Origin of the sequence: Streptomyces sp. cg35, from assembly GCF_050410835.1 — a bacterium.
Taxonomy (GTDB): Bacteria; Actinomycetota; Actinomycetes; order Streptomycetales; family Streptomycetaceae; genus Streptomyces.
Window position 1 is genome coordinate 1949231 of record NZ_CP191268.1, and the last position, 14879, is coordinate 1964109.

The window sequence follows — 14879 nt, forward strand, 5'->3', positions numbered from 1 at the left end:
CGTCACAGCCAGTACTCCGCTGCCGGGCGCAGGTGCATCGGGCGCGTGGGGATGTCGGGCAGGGCGTCGGCGGTGGTGCGCAGCGCGTGCGTGGCCGCGTCGGCGAAGGCGTGGACGGCGGCGTCGCCGTGTCCGCGCGGCCAGGCGACGGAGTGCCGCCGGGCCAGCGGCGCTCCGGCAAGGGGCCGCCACACGAGGGCGTCGCTCTCGGCGGGCGCCGCGTCGCGCGGGGCGAGGGCGACGGCGCCCGCGGAGAGCACGAGTCCGCGGACGAAGCTGGCGCCCTGCCCGTGCCGGACGGCGGCCGGGGTGTAGCCGCCGCGGGCGCAGGTGGTCAGCAGGTCGTCGTAGAGCGCGGGGGCGGTGGCGCGCGGGAAGAGGATCAGGTCGCAGCCGGTGAGCGCGGCGAGGGGTACCTCGGTGGACGAGGCCGCCGGGGCGTCGCGCGGCAGCAGCACGCCGAGCTCGCGGCGCAGCACGGGGCCGAGTTCCAGGCCGGTCACGTCGCAGGGGTGGTGGATGAGTCCGACGTCGAGTTCGCGGGCGGCGAAGCGGGCGAGCTGTTCGGCGGTGGACAGCTCGTGGAGCTCCAGCTCGACTCCCTTGTTGCGTTCCTGGAAGGACGTCAGTACCGCGGCGACCGTGCCGCCCGCGATGTCCGGCGGCAGCGCGGCGCGCAGCAGCCCGCTCTCGCCGTCCCGGATCCGGCGTGCGGTGGCCAGCAGCGCCTCGGAGCGGGCGAGCAGCTCGCGCGCCTCCGGCAGCAGCAGCGTGCCCGCCTTGGTGATCGTCACCTGTCGGCTGGTGCGGTCGAAGAGCCGCACCTGGAGTTCCCGCTCCAGGCGCTGGACGCGCTGCGACAGGGGCGGCTGGGCCATGCCGAGGCGGGCGGCGGCCCGGCCGAAGTGTGACTCTTCTGCAACAGCCACGAAGCACTCCAGGTGCCGGATCAGGTCCACGATCAGCAATCATATGCGATTCTGATCGATCCTTGATTGATATGAGACTTGGACAGAAGGGTGGGCGGATTGCTCTCCTTCCCGGCATGACGCACCCTTCCTCCACCCACGATCCGGATCTCGGCCACGTCACGACGTACCGCCGCCGCCCCCGCCGCACCGGGCGCAGGGCCGCCGTCGCGGTCACCGCGGTCCTCGCCGTCACCGCGGGCGGCGCGTACGCCGCGGGGCTCGGCCCCTTCGAGCGGGGCGACGGGGCCCCCGACCCGGCGGCGCTCACCCAGGCCCGGGCGTTCCTCGCGGACTGGGCGGGCGGCCGGCTCGACGGCGCGGCCGCCCGCACCACGGACCCCGCCGCGGCGCGCCAGGTGCTGCGCAACTTCACCGCCGGGCTCGACATCAAGGGGCCCCGGCTCACCGCGGCGCGGGCGACGCGGGCCGACGACGGCTCGGTCCGGGTGCCGTTCACCGCGAAGATGCCCGTCACGGGCCTGGGGGCGTGGACGTACACCTCCGGGCTGCCCCTGCGCGAGCAGCGGGGCGGCGGCTGGAAGGTCGACTGGAAGCTGTCCCTCGTCCATCCCCACCTGAGCGAGAGCGCCAAGTTCCGCCTGGAGCGCGAGGACACGGCCGCCCCGAAGGTCACCGACCGCACCGGGGCCTCACTGACCGGCGACTCCTATCCCTCCTTGCAGGCGGTGCTCTCCCAGTTCGCCGGGGGCGGGGCCGGGCCGCGCGGGGCGATCCGGCTCGTCGACCGGGCCACCGGCGAGGTGAAGGGGACGGAGACCACGTTCGGCGCGAAGAAGACCCCTGCCGACGAGCCCGTCGCGACCACCCTCGACGCCTCCTGGCAGTCCGCCGCCGAGAAGGCGATGGCCGAGGCCGACGGTAAGAACGCCTCGCTCGTCGCGCTCCGCGTCGACAACGGCGAGGTGCTCGCCATGGCCAACTCCCCCGCCACCGGCTTCAACCGCGCGGTCTCGGGCACGTACGCGCCCGGCTCCACCTGGAAGATCGTCACGAGCAGCGCGCTGCTGCTCAAGGGCGCGGTCGAGCCGGACGACGTCGTGGACTGTCCCAAGTATCTGACCGTGGGCAAGGAGTTCCACAACGTGGAGACGTCCGAGTTCCGCGGCGCGACCTTCCGCAAGGACTTCACCGAGTCCTGCAACACGGCCTTCATCAGCCTGCGCGACCGGCTCGGCGGGTCCGAACTCGGGGACGTGGCCCGCAAGTACTTCGGCGTCGGGCAGGAGTGGCACGTCGGGATCCCGTCGTACGACGGGTCGGTGCCGGTGCCGAAGGACGAGACGGAGAAGGCCGCGTCCATGATCGGGCAGGGCCGCATCCAGGCGAATCCCCTGATCATGGCGTCGGTCACGGCGACGGCGGCGTCCGGTACCTTCCACCAGCCGACCATCGTGCGCGGTGCCAAGGACACGACGTCCACGACCCCGCTTCCCGCGTCCGTGGTCGGACAGCTGCGCACGATGATGCGGGCCACCGTCACCGAGGGGACCGCCCGGGTGCTGGCCGATCTGCCCGGCGGCATCGGCGCGAAGACCGGCACCGCGGAGGTCTCCGAGGACGAGCCCAACAACGGCTGGCTCGTCGCGCGGCGCGGCAACGTGGCCGTCGCCTGCGTCGTGGAGCAGGGCGTCACCGGTGGCGGGTCGGCCGGTCCGATCCTGCACAGCCTGCTGTCCGCCGTACCGGACGACCCGTCGTGAGGCGCGGGTCCGCGCCTACTGCCAGACCCTGATGTAGTCGACGTACATCGTGGAGTTCCAGTCGAACGTCTCGTCGTGGACCGAGCCGTCCGCCCAGCCGTCCAGGACCTCGTGCGACAGGATCGGGAACTCCTTCACCTGGCTGATGAGTTGAGGGTCGGTGACGGTGCGGACCACGGCACCGTCGTAGAGGAACTGCAGCTGGGTGGGGGTCCAGCTGAGGCCGAACGTGTGGTACCAGGTGCTGTGCAGGCCGGGCGCGTTCGCGACGGTGCCGGACGACTTGTGGTCGGCGCCGTAACCGTCGTAGTGCAGGGTCACGGAGTACTTGTCGGCCTGGTAGTTGGTCTCGGTGATGTCCATCTCGGCGCCGTCGCGCGCGGTGCCGTCGACGGCGCCGCCGGGGGTGAGCCCTCCGTCTGCCTGCAGCCACAGCGCGGCGAGGTGTCCGTTGGTCGCGGCCGGGGTGTGGATCCTGGCCTCGATCGTGCCGTACGTGTAGTCGAACGTGCCCTGGCTGTCGATGCGGCCGCCGGAGTACTGGCCCGCGGCGAGCTGTTTGACGTCGATGGCGAGGGCGCCGTTGCCGTCGGTGCGGACATTGGCCGGCTTGTACCACCAGCGGTCGGTGCCCGCGGCGCCGGAGCGCTCCTCGTCGCGGGCGGTCCACCGGGCCGTGCTGACGGTCGAGCCGTCGAACTCGTCGCTGAACACCAGGGTCTGGGCCGCGGCGGCGGGCGCGGCGCCGGTGCTCAGCGGACTGGCGTCGGCGGGGGTGGCGGGGTCGACGAGTGCGGTCCCGGTCGCGGCGTCCCGCGCGTCGGGCTCCGCCGCCTGTGCGGGCAGCGCGCCGAGCAGGGCGCCCGCGGCCAGCAGGGCGATCGTCGTCATCGTGGTTCGGTCTCGCATGGCCTCACCCTTCGGTCTCGCGTCTCCTCGGATAGAAAACGCTTTCCCGCTGGGTCAGGGTGCAGGGCATGAAGCGGACACGTCAAGACCCCTTGTAGGTGCGGAAGGTGAGAAGACCGCTTTGTGGTAACCGGTTCCAGCCCCGGCCCCGTCCTCGCCGCGGACGCCCTCAGAGATCGCCGCCGAGCCCGCTGCTCACCACGTAACTGCACTGCGTGTAGGTGTATCCGGGCTGGATGGTGCCGCCCGCGGCGCGGCTGCGGGCGGTGGCCTGCGAGCCGCCCGGCTTGTGCAGGAAGTGGTACGTCCCCGCGGGCAGCCGCAGCGTCTTCTTCGGATAGTTCCTGCCGCTCGCCTTGCATGCCTTGCTGCTTCCCGCAGCCTCACTGCCGTACGTCGAGCAGGAACCGCAGGCGCCGATGGTGACGCGCCCGGTGACCGGCCCGGTGTAGAGGATCTCGACGGGGCCGGGCCCGTCGTTGCTGATCACCATCTCCATGCGTGCGCCGCCGGGCGCGTGGGCGCGCGGCAACCGGGCGCCCGCGGACGGGCGCTGCTCGGCGATCTCGGCGGCGATGGCGACCTGCTGGGCGCGACCGCGCCGCTTGTCGCTCTTGTACGTGCCCGCGAAGTCGGCCAGGGTCTTGCGGGCCTCGGCGAACTTCCCGTCCTCGAACTGGTCCATCCCGCAGGCGTAGACACCCTTGCCGACGGCCGCGTCGATGTCCCCGCGCACGTGCCCGGGGGCGGGCTCGGGCAGTTCCTTAGCGGTGTCGCCGATCCGGCGCAGCTCGTCGGTGGCGCGGCACGGTTCGGCGCCGGAGAGGTCACCGGCGCGTCGGTCGACGGCGGCGCGGACCGCGGGCTCCACCTCGGCCGCCTGCGCCGACTCGGGGAACGTGCGCAGGAGTTGGCCGAGTTCGCCGCCGCTCCCGTCGCTCTCTGCGCTGCCGAGCTTGCCGGTGCCGCACTTCAGGAGGGAGACCGCGAGCGGCTTGTCGGGCCAGGTCGCGAGGGAGCCGAGGACGTCGCGGTCGATCGCCTTCGGCACGTCCCGCAGATAGGTGAGGGGCGCGACGGCCGCGCAGTGGTCGGCATCGGCGTACGGCGCGGCGACCGTCTTGTAGTAGGTGTCGAGGCTGTCGTGGACGCGGTGCGCGGCGCGGGAGTCCGGGTGGTCCTCGGCGAGGGCGCGGTAGCGGGTCAGGGCGGTGCGGTAGTCGGGGCGCGCCTCGGCGAAGTCCTCGGCGGAGGCCGCCTCGACGAGGGCGTCCGTCGCGGCGAGCCGGTCGAGCAGCATCTCCTCGACGGCGTCGTCCCGCAGTCCGCCGTACGCGACCGCTCCCCCGGCGGGCACGGCGAGCAGGGCGACCGCGACCGCGACGACGGCAACGGGCCTGGCGCGTACGGCGGTCGCGGGTGCGCGCAGCCCGCGGCGCGCACCGTCCGCCGCCGCGAGGAGCAGGAGGGCGAGGTATCCGACGAGGGCCCATCGCGGCACCCCGTCCGGGTCGGCGGGCAGGGCGACGACGAGCAGCGCGGCCGTCGCGGCGAGGCACAGCGCGGCGAGCAGCCACCGGCGCAGGTAGAGGTACCCCAGGCCCAGGCCGCAGAGATTGAGCAGGCCGGCGGCGAGCGCGCGGGCCGGCTCGGCGGGGCCCGGCGCAGGTCTCGGCGGCCGCGCGGGCATCGGCGGGGGCGCGGCCGGCATCCCGGGCGGGGGCGGGGGCCCCGGCACGGAGCCCGGGGGCGGCGGCATCGCGGGAGGCGGCCCGAACGCGCCGCCTTCCGGGGAACCGGCCCCGGCTCCCCCCGCCTGTCCCGCCTGCCCCGCACCACTGTCGGACGCGTCCCCCGGCCACCTCATCGCGGTCCCCCAACCGTCAGGCGTCACACACCGGTTGACACGATCCGGGGCGGCGGCGGACCTGTCAATCGGTCACGGGGCACGAACTCACCGTATGCGGGGACATCGACGGGCTCGTCACATCCTGACCACCGGGCGGCGAGCCACGTTCAGGGGCGACCACGCGGGCGCCGCGGCCGCATCCGATCACCGCCCGCGGACGGGCACAGAGAAGACGCGACAGAAGACTCAAGAGAAGGCACAGGGGCAGCCGCCGTTCAGAAGCCGCAGGTCAGATACCTATACACTCGACGTATACACGCTATGTATAGTGCTGGCATGTCCGTCGCACCTGTGAAGATGATGAAAATACGAAGAGGGTTCCGTGCGGTCGCCGTCCTGGCGGTCGCCGGGACCCTCGCCCTCGGCCTGAGCGGCTGCACCCAGTACGACACGACCAGCCCGAGCGGCGCCCGCAAGGCCGGCGCCGTCGACGCGAAGGCGGGCGGCGCGCGCTCCACGGCCGACCGGTTCGGCACGGTCGACTGCCGCCGGGCCAAGTGCGTCGCCCTCACCTTCGACGCGGGCCCCAGCGAGAACAGCCCCCGGCTGCTCGACATCCTCAAGGACAAGAAGGTCCCCGCGACGTTCTTCCTGCTCGGCAAGAACCACATCGCCAAGCACCCGGAGCTGGTCCGGCGGATGGCCCGGGAGGGCCACGAGCTGGCCAGCCACACCTGGGACCACAAGATCCTCACGGACATCGACGACGCGCAGATCAGGGACGAGTTCAAGCGCACCGACGACGCCGTGGAACGGCTGACCGGCAAACGCCCCACCCTGATGCGGCCGCCGCAGGGCCGGACGGACGACCACGTCGGCGAACTCGCGAAGGAGGAGGGCCTGGCGCAGATACTGTGGGACGTGACCACCAAGGACTACACGACCACGGACTCCGCCCTGATCCAGAAACGCGCCGTCGATCAGACCAGGCGCGACAGCATCATCCTGCTGCACGACATCTACCGGGGCACGGTCCCGGCCGTCCCCGGCATCATCGACGCGCTCAAGCAGAAGGGCTACGTCTTCGTGACGGTCCCGCAGCTGTTCGCCCCCGGCACGGCGGAGCCGGGCAGGATCTACCGCCCGTGAGCCGGTCCACGGGCCGGATCGGACCCGCCGCAACGGCAGCGGCAGCTCGGCGAGGGAGGGGCCCGGCGCCGCACACGAGCAGCAGGGCGTGCGGGCTTGCGCAGCCGCCCAGTTGGGGCGCGGAACGCGACGACACGCCAGGCGCGGTGCGGCCGGGCCCGCCGCAAGGGGCCTACGCTCGCGGCGTGGCCCATGTCCGTATCGTCCGTGAGACCCCGCTGCCCGCCGCCGAGGCGTGGCGGCGCCTGACCGACTGGGAGCGGCACGGCGACGTCGTACCGCTCACCCGCGTCACCGTGACCACGCCGTCACCGACGGCCGCGGGCACCGTGTTCGTGGCCCGTACCGGGATCGGCGGCCGGTTCGGCTTCGACGATCCGATGGAGGTGGTCGCCTGGCAGCCGCCGCGCCGCTGCCGCCTCGTCAAGCACGGCCGGTTCGTCACCGGCTGGGCCGAGTTCGAGGTACGGGCGCTCGGGGCCGACCGGTCGCGGGTGGAGTGGCGCGAGGAGCTACGGGTGCGCGGGGTGCCCGCCGTGGCGGATCCGCTGCTCGCGGCGGCAGGGCGATGGATGTTCGGCAGAGCGGTGAACGGCCTTTTGCGGTACGGGAGTTGACGGGTCGGACAGCTCGTCGGCCACCCGGATCAGTTGTATCTTGTCCCACTTGGTCGCACTCCTCCGTACGGAAGCGAGCCGTCTCATGGCCATAGCCGTCTACGGCGCCACCGGGCACACCGGGCGCCTCGTCACCGCCGAACTCCTCGCCCGCGGCCAGGACGTGATCCTCGCCGGCCGCGGTGAGCCGGGCCTGCGCGCCCTGGCCGCCGAGCTCGCCGCCCCCGCCCGCCTCAGCGTCCACGCGGCACCCCTCGACGACGAGGTGGCCCTGCGCCGGCTGGCCGAACGGGCCGACGCCATGAACCACTGCGCGGGCCCCTTCACCACGACGGGCGCCCCGGTCGCCCGCGCCGCGGCCGAGGCCGGCATCCCGTACGTCGACCACGCCCTCGAACCGCACGCGGTCAAGCACCTCTTCGACGACTGCCAGAGCATCGCCGAGCGCACCGGAGCCGTGCTGATCCCGCAGATGAGCTTCTACGGCGGGCTCGGCGACCTGCTCGCCGCGGCCGCCGCCGAGGGGCTGCCGGACGTGGAGAAGGTCACCGTCGGATACGCCGTCACGGGCTGGCGGATGACGCGCGGCGCGGTGGACACCGCGCACCTCCTCATCGGCGAGACCGACCGCATCTCCTACTCGGACGGCGCCCAGCACATCGGCCCGGTGGAGACCCGCGACGCCGTCTTCCCGTTCCCGCCGCCGGTCGGGCCGCGCGCCACCATCGTGCCGTTCCCGTCCGGCGAGGTCGTCACCGTGCCCCGGCACGTCCCGGCCCGTTCGGTCGAAGTGCAGCTCACCGCCTCGACGTTCGAGGAGGAACAGACCTTCAGCAGCGTCGACGCGAGCCCCGAGGAGCGGGCCCGCACCGAGTTCACCGTCGCGGCACAGGTCGTCCGGGACGGAGGCGGCGGCCGGACGGCGTTCGTGCGCGGGCGGGACATCTGGCGGGCCGGGGCACTCGCCTCGGTGGAGGCGGTGCTCCGGCTCACCGGCGGCGAGGGGCCGCGCAAGGCCGGGGTGTTCAGCCCGGCCGAGGCGTTCGAGGCGGCGCCCTTTCTGCGGTCGCTGGCCGATCAGGAGTCGTTCGAGTTGACGCTCCCGGACTCCTGAACCCCGCTACAGGAGCGGCGGGTTGGCGTACCGCACCAGTTCAAGTGCCTGCTGCGGGAACCAGTCCCCCGCCTTGGGGTCGAGGCCGCCGCGCTCGGGGTCCTCGGGGCCTTCCGTCCCCCGCAGGCACAGCCCGTCCGACTCCCCCGGCGTCTTGATCCACAGGCGCGCGTCCTGCAAGGGGTCGCCGGTGCGCAGGGTCGGGCGGGCGCCCAGGCCCCGGTCCGGCGGATTGCACCAGTCCTGCGGGTCGGTGTACTTGCCGGCCGGCGGGGTCCACGGGCCCCGGCCGTTGCGGCTGGAGTCGGTCACGAAGTGCGCCATCCGCGACGCGGGGACATGGACGTGCGCGTCGATCCAGGCCTGCGTCGCGGCCCGCGGCGCGTGCTGGTCCGGGCAGTCCGCGGCGTCGCCGCCCCCGTCCACGTACGCGACGCACGACGAGATCAGCTTGCCGTACCAGGAGTTGGCGTCGTCCGTGTTGTAGTTCGAGGCGTTGGTGTAGAAGCCGGAGGCGCGCAGCACGCCGCCCTTGATCAGGCGCGGCACGATCGAGCCGACGGCGTGCCAGCCGGGGTGCCCGGTGTCGAGGTAGACCCGGGTGCCGCGCAGGGGCTCCAGCGTGTCGACGGCGTAGTTCACCTCGGCGTAGCGGGCGGCGGTCTTGGTGCCCTGGGCGTCGTCCTGTCCGCAGTCGGCGGGGAGCAGGGCGAGCGCGTCGGGTTCGAGGATCACCAGGGCGTCGCGGGCGCCGATGCCGCGGGCCACGGCGTCGATCCACGCCTGGTACTCGGCGGTGTTCGCGGCGCCGCCCGCGGAGTAGTTGGAGCAGTCGCGGCCGGGGATGTTGTAGAGCGCGAACACGGGGACGGCGTCGTCGCGGCCGGCGTCCCTGACCACGTCGCGGGCCAGCCGCTCGACCTCGGCCGGGCTCTGGTCGCCGAACCAGACCGCCTGCGGGGTGGCGACCATGGCCGTGATGCGGGCCGCGTCGCGGTACTGGCCCGCCCGGACCAGGCCGAGGACCTGCCTGAGGGCGTCCGGGTTGGGATCGGGGACGTAGAGCCGGGAGGCCTGGGCACCGCTGTCGGCGGCGCCGGCCACCGGCCCGCCGAGGAGCAGCACGGCCAGGGCGACGGACAGGGCCGCTATGACGGTTGAGGCACGTCTGAGGGGACCTCGCACGGGTTCACTCCTGGGTCGCAAGGGCACGGGGACTTGCTGGGAGCGCTCCCATAAGAGAGTCCAGGGTGTTGCGTACGGCGTCAAGTACGGTGCACGGGGCGCCTGTTGAACCAGGCGCCCGGTGCGGCGGCGAAGCGGTCAGGCCACCGACCCGATGCGCCGGGTGGACCTGGGCTCGTGGTGGATCGGGGTGTGCGCGCCGGTCAGCGAGACACCGCTGCCGCCCCGCCGGTGGGCGACGATCTCCGAGGCGATGGACACCGCCACCTCCTCCGGTGTGCGGGCGCCGAGGTCGAGCCCGATCGGTGACCGCAGACGGGCCAGCTCCAGCTCGGTGACGCCGACGTCCCGCAGCCGCTCGTTGCGGTCCAGGTGCGTGCGGCGGGAGCCCATGGCGCCCACGTACGCCACCGGGAGGCGCAGCGCGAGGTGGAGGAGCGGGACGTCGAACTTGGCGTCGTGGGTGAGGACGCACAGGACCGTGCGGCCGTCGACGTCGGTGCGCTCCAGGTAGCGGTGCGGCCACTCGACGACGATCTCGTCGGCCTCCGGGAAACGGGCGGCCGTCGCGAAGACGGGCCGCGCGTCGCACACGGTGACGCGGTAGCCGAGGAACTTGCCCATCCGGACGAGCGCCGACGCGAAGTCGATCGCGCCGAAGACGATCATCCGGGGGGCGGGGACGGAGGACTCGACGAGCAGCGTGAGCGGCGCTCCGCAGCGGGAGCCCTGCTCGCCGATCTCCAGGGTGGCGGTGCGGCCCGCGTCGAGATACGCGAGCGCCTCGCCGGCGACCGTGCGGTCGAGTTCGGGGTGGGCGCCGAAGCCGCCCTCGGACGAGCCGTCGGGGCGCACCAGCAGGGCGCGGCCGAGGAGTTCGGCCGGCCCGGACACGATCCGCGCGACCGCCGCCGCCTCCCCCGTGGCGGCGGTGGCCAGCGCGGTCGCGAGCACACCGCGTACGGCCTCGTCCGAGGCGCGTACCGGTGTGACGAGGATGTCGATGACGCCGCCGCAGGTGAGCCCCACGGCGAAGGCGTCGTCGTCGCTGTACCCGAAGCGCTGCAGGTGCGTGACGCCGTCCCGCAGCGCCTCCTGGCACAGCTCGTAGACCGCGCCCTCCACGCAACCGCCGGAGACCGAGCCGATCGCGGTGCCCTCGCTGTCCACGGCGAGGGCCGCGCCGGGCTGCCGGGGCGCGCTCCCGCCGACGGCCACCACGGTGGCCACGGCGAAGTCGCGTCCCTGCTCGACCCACCGGTTGAGCTCTTCGGCGATGTCCAGCATGTCTCGGTCTCCTTAGCGGTTACGGAGCGGGCGTCAGTGGACGCCCATCCAGCTCTCGATCGGGTTGAGCGCGAAGTACACGAGGAAGATCACCGTCAGGCCCCACATGAAGGCCCCGATCTCCCGGGCCTTGCCCTGGGCGATCTTGATGGCGACCCAGGAGATGACGCCCGCGGCGACACCGGTGGTGATGGTGTACGTGAAGGGCATCAGGACCACGGTGAGGAACACCGGGATCGCGGTGGCCCGGTCGGCCCAGTCGACGTGCCGGGCGTTCATCATCATCATGGCGCCGATGACGACGAGCGCGGCGGACGCGACCTCCTGCGGGACGATCGCGGTGACCGGCGTGAAGAACAGGCAGGCCGCGAAGAACAGGCCGGTGACGGCGGAGGCGAGACCCGTGCGGGCCCCCTCGCCGACGCCCGTGGCGGACTCGACGAAGACGGTCTGGCCGGAGCCGCCCGTCACGCCGCCGATCGCGCCGCCGGCGCCGTCGATGAACAGCGCCTTGGACAGGCCCGGCATCCGGCCCTTGTCGTCGGCCAGCTTGGCCTCGGTGCCGACGCCGATGATGGTGGCCATCGCGTCGAAGAACCCGGCGAGCACGAGCGTGAAGACGATCATGCCGACCGTCATGGCGCCGACCTCGCCCCAGCCGCCGAACTCGACCTTGCCGAACAGCGAGAAGTCCGGCATGGACACCGCGCTGCCGTGCAGCTCGGGGGTGGCGCCGTTGGCCCACTGCTTGGGGCTGATCACGTCGAGCGCGTTGAGGATCATCGCGACGACCGTGCCGGTGATGATGCCGATCAGGATCGCGCCGGGGGTGTTGCGCGCCTGCAGCATGAAGATCAGGAGGAGCGTGCCCGCGAACAGCAGCACCGGCCAGCCGGCGAGTTCGCCCGCCGGGCCGAGCGTGAGCGGGGTGGCCTTGCCGACGTGCACGAAACCGGACTTGTAGAGGCCGATCAGGGCGATGAACAGGCCGATGCCCATGGTGATGCCGTGCTTCAGCGCGAGCGGGATCGCGTTCATGATCATCTCGCGCAGGCCGGTGACGACCAGAAGCATGATCACGACGCCGTACATCACGCACATGCCCATGGCCTGCGGCCAGGTCATCTCGGGGGCGACCTGCGAGGAGATCACACCGGAGACGGAGAGGCCGGCAGCAAGGGCGAGCGGGACCTTGCCGACGAAGCCCATCAGGAGCGTGGTGAACGCGGCGGCGAAGGCGGTCGCGGTGATCAGGGCCTTCTGGCCCATCGTGTCACCGGCGGCGTCCTTGCCGGACAGGATCAGGGGGTTGAGCAGAAGGATGTACGCCATGGCCATGAAGGTCGTGACGCCGCCGCGCACTTCACGCGCGACCGTCGATCCTCGCTCCGATATGTGGAAGTACCGGTCGAGCCAAGACCTGCCGGCGGGCTGGCGCGAACCCGCGCCCGCGTCGTCGGCGGCGGTCTTCGGCTCCACTGACTGCTGGGTCATGGTGCCTCGTTTCCCAAGGTTCAAAGGGGCACCCGCTCAGTGCTCTGGCGCGTGCGGGATTTGGGATGGCTGCACGACCCGGGGGACGGCCCGAGACGGACTGCAACTGGGGTCGGGGGACGGCGTCCCCCGCGTTTCTCACGCGACCCGGCCCCGGCGGGGCCGGGTCGCACACGGCTAGGCCGAAGGGGCCGTGCCCGTCAGGTGCTCGGGCCGGACGGGCGTCCGGTCGAGCTGGAGACCCGTCGCGTTCCGGATCGCCGCGAGGACGGCCGGGGTGGACGACAGGGTCGGGGCCTCGCCGATGCCGCGCAGCCCGTACGGGGCGTGCTCGTCGGCGAGTTCGAGCACGTCGACCGGGATGGTCGGCGTGTCGAGGATCGTGGGGAGCAGGTAGTCCGTGAAGGACGGGTTCCTGACCTTCGCGGTCTTGGGGTCGACGACGATCTCCTCCATGACCGCGATGCCCATGCCCTGGAGGGTGCCGCCCTGGATCTGCCCGACGACGGACAGCGGGTTGAGCGCCTTGCCGACGTCCTGGGCGCAGGCCAGTTCGATGACCTTGACCAGGCCGAGCTCGGTGTCGACCTCGACGACGGCGCGGTGCGCGGCGAAGGAGTACTGCACGTGGCCGTTGCCCTGGCCGGTGACCAGGTCGAAGGCGACGGTGGGCCGGTGGCGCCACTCCTCCTCCAGCTCGACGACCTCGCCCTCCAGGACGTCGACCAGGTCCGCGAGGACCTCGCCGCCGTCGGTGACGACCTTGCCGCCCTCCAGGAGGAGTTCGGCGGTCGCCCACGCCGGGTGGTAGGTGCCCATCTTGCGCCGGCCGATCTCCAGGACCTTCTCGCGCACCAGCTCACAGGCGTTCTTGACGGCGCCGCCGGTGACGTACGTCTGACGCGACGCGGACGTGGAGCCGGCCGAGCCCACCTGGGTGTCGGCGGGGTGGATGGTCACCTGCGCGACACCCAGCTCGGTGCGGGCGATCTGCGCGTGGACGGTGATGCCGCCCTGGCCGACCTCCGCCATGGCGGTGTGCACGGTGGCGACGGCCTCGCCGTTGATGACCTCCATGCGCACCTTGGCGGTGGAGTAGTCGTCGAAGCCCTCGGAGAAGCCGACGTTCTTGATGCCGACCGCGTAGCCGACACCGCGGACGACGCCTTCGCCGTGCGTGGTGTTGGACAGACCGCCGGGCAGCTGGCGCACGTCGGCGCCCTCGCTGGACTCCCACTGGCGCTCCATCGGCAGCGGCATCGCCTTGACGCGGCGCAGCAGTTCGGCGACCGGGGCCGGGGAGTCGACCGGCTGCCCGGTCGGCATGATGGTCCCCTGCTCCATGGCGTTGAGCTGCCGGAACTCCACTCGGTCCATGCCGAGTCTGTCGGCCAGCTTGTCCATCTGTGCCTCGTACGCGAAGCACGCCTGGACCGCGCCGAAGCCGCGCATGGCGCCGCAGGGCGGGTTGTTGGAGTAGAGCGCGATGGCCTCGATGTCGACGTCGTCGATCACGTACGGGCCGACCGACAGCGACGAGGCGTTGCCGACGACGGCCGGCGACGCGGACGCGTAGGCGCCGCCGTCGAGGACGATCTTGCACTTCATGTGCGTGATCTTGCCGTCGTTGGTCGCCCCGTGCTCGTAGTACAGCTTGGCGGGGTGGCGGTGGACGTGGCCGAAGAACGACTCGAACCGGTTGTAGACGATCTTGACCGGCTTGTTCGTGCGCAGCGCGAGCAGGCAGGCGTGGATCTGCATCGACAGGTCCTCGCGGCCGCCGAACGCGCCGCCGACGCCGGAGAGCGTCATGCGCACCTTGTCCTCGGGCAGGCCGAGGACCGGGGCGATCTGCTTGAGGTCCGAGTGCAGCCACTGGGTGGCGACGTACAGGTCGACGCCGCCGTCCTCGGACGGCACGGCGAGGCCGGACTCGGGACCGAGGAAGGCCTGGTCCTGCATGCCGAAGTAGTACTCGCCCTTGACGATGACGTCGGCCTTCTTGGCGGCCTCGGCCGCGTCGCCGCGGACGATCGGCTGGCGGTGCACGATGTTCGGGTGCGGTACGTGGCCGATGTGGTGGTCGTCGCGGCCCTCGTGCACGAGGATCGCGTCCGGCGCGGTGGCGCTCGCCTCGTCGGTGATGACGGGCAGTTCGCGGTACTCGACCTTGATCTTGGCGGCGGCGCGGCGCGCGGTCTCCGGGTGGTCGGCGGCGACGATCGCGACGGGCTCGCCGTGGTGGCGGACCTTGCCGTGCGCGAGGACCGGGGTGTCCTGGATCTCCAGGCCGTAGTTCTTCACGTCGGTCGGCAGGTCGTCGTAGGTGAGGACCGCGTAGACGCCGGGCGTCGCGAGCGCCTCGCCGGTGTCGATGGAGACGATCTCGGCGTGCGCGACCGGGGAGCGCAGGATCTGGCCCCACAGCATGTCCTCGTGCCACATGTCGGACGAGTACGCGAACTCACCGGTGACCTTGAGGGTGCCGTCCGGGCGGAGCGTGGACTCGCCGATGCCGCCCTTGGTCTGCGACCCCTGCGTCACATTGAACGGGATACCTGTGGTGCGGGTGTCAGCCATGTC

At 72.4% G+C, this 14879-nt stretch carries 11 protein-coding genes; 4 read left to right on the plus strand and 7 right to left on the minus strand.

From position 1 onward, the window contains the following. Positions 1–2: 2 nt before the first annotated feature. Positions 3–959, minus strand: coding sequence for a LysR family transcriptional regulator (locus ACQUQD_RS09095; RefSeq protein WP_428951522.1), 957 nt, complete (start codon positions 957–959; stop codon positions 3–5). A gap of 86 nt (positions 960–1045) precedes the next feature. On the opposite strand from ACQUQD_RS09095, the gene ACQUQD_RS09100 reads away from it, so the two are divergent. Further along, complete coding sequence (locus tag ACQUQD_RS09100) at positions 1046–2692, plus strand: penicillin-binding transpeptidase domain-containing protein (RefSeq protein ID WP_428951523.1); 1647 nt, start codon at positions 1046–1048, stop codon at positions 2690–2692. A 15-nt stretch (positions 2693–2707) separates the two neighbouring features. Here ACQUQD_RS09100 and ACQUQD_RS09105 read toward each other — a convergent pair whose 3' ends face one another. Then, positions 2708–3601: a glycoside hydrolase family 16 protein gene (locus ACQUQD_RS09105; RefSeq protein WP_428951524.1), complete on the minus strand. Its 894-nt coding sequence runs from the start codon at positions 3599–3601 to the stop codon at positions 2708–2710. A 169-nt stretch (positions 3602–3770) separates the two neighbouring features. Continuing rightward, on the minus strand, positions 3771–5360 hold the full coding sequence (locus tag ACQUQD_RS09110) for a hypothetical protein (RefSeq protein WP_428951525.1): 1590 nt from the start codon (positions 5358–5360) through the stop codon (positions 3771–3773). A 447-nt stretch (positions 5361–5807) separates the two neighbouring features. Here ACQUQD_RS09110 and ACQUQD_RS09115 point away from each other — a divergent pair, with 447 nt between their 5' ends. The 3 genes from ACQUQD_RS09115 to ACQUQD_RS09125 all read left to right on the plus strand — a co-directional run bounded on the left by ACQUQD_RS09115 (position 5808) and on the right by ACQUQD_RS09125 (position 8330). Next, positions 5808–6599, plus strand: a complete 792-nt coding sequence (locus tag ACQUQD_RS09115) for a polysaccharide deacetylase family protein (protein ID WP_428957497.1) — start codon at positions 5808–5810, stop codon at positions 6597–6599. A 185-nt stretch (positions 6600–6784) separates the two neighbouring features. Beyond that, positions 6785–7216: an SRPBCC family protein gene (locus ACQUQD_RS09120; protein WP_428951526.1), complete on the plus strand. Its 432-nt coding sequence runs from the start codon at positions 6785–6787 to the stop codon at positions 7214–7216. Positions 7217–7265: 49 nt separating this feature from the next. After that, positions 7266–8330, plus strand: a complete 1065-nt coding sequence (locus ACQUQD_RS09125; RefSeq protein ID WP_428951527.1) for a saccharopine dehydrogenase NADP-binding domain-containing protein — start codon at positions 7266–7268, stop codon at positions 8328–8330. A gap of 6 nt (positions 8331–8336) precedes the next feature. On the opposite strand, the gene ACQUQD_RS09130 is transcribed toward ACQUQD_RS09125, so the two are convergent. From ACQUQD_RS09130 to ACQUQD_RS09145, 4 genes are all read right to left on the minus strand, one after another. Next, positions 8337–9515: a glycoside hydrolase family 6 protein gene (locus ACQUQD_RS09130; RefSeq protein WP_428951528.1), complete on the minus strand. Its 1179-nt coding sequence runs from the start codon at positions 9513–9515 to the stop codon at positions 8337–8339. A gap of 138 nt (positions 9516–9653) precedes the next feature. Next, positions 9654–10802, minus strand: coding sequence for an XdhC family protein (locus ACQUQD_RS09135; protein ID WP_428951529.1), 1149 nt, complete (start codon positions 10800–10802; stop codon positions 9654–9656). A 33-nt stretch (positions 10803–10835) separates the two neighbouring features. Next, positions 10836–12296, minus strand: coding sequence for an NCS2 family permease (locus ACQUQD_RS09140; protein WP_428951530.1), 1461 nt, complete (start codon positions 12294–12296; stop codon positions 10836–10838). 177 nt (positions 12297–12473) lie between these two features. Beyond that, positions 12474–14876, minus strand: a complete 2403-nt coding sequence (locus ACQUQD_RS09145) for a xanthine dehydrogenase family protein molybdopterin-binding subunit (protein WP_428951531.1) — start codon at positions 14874–14876, stop codon at positions 12474–12476. Between the last annotated feature and the right edge of the window lie 3 nt (positions 14877–14879).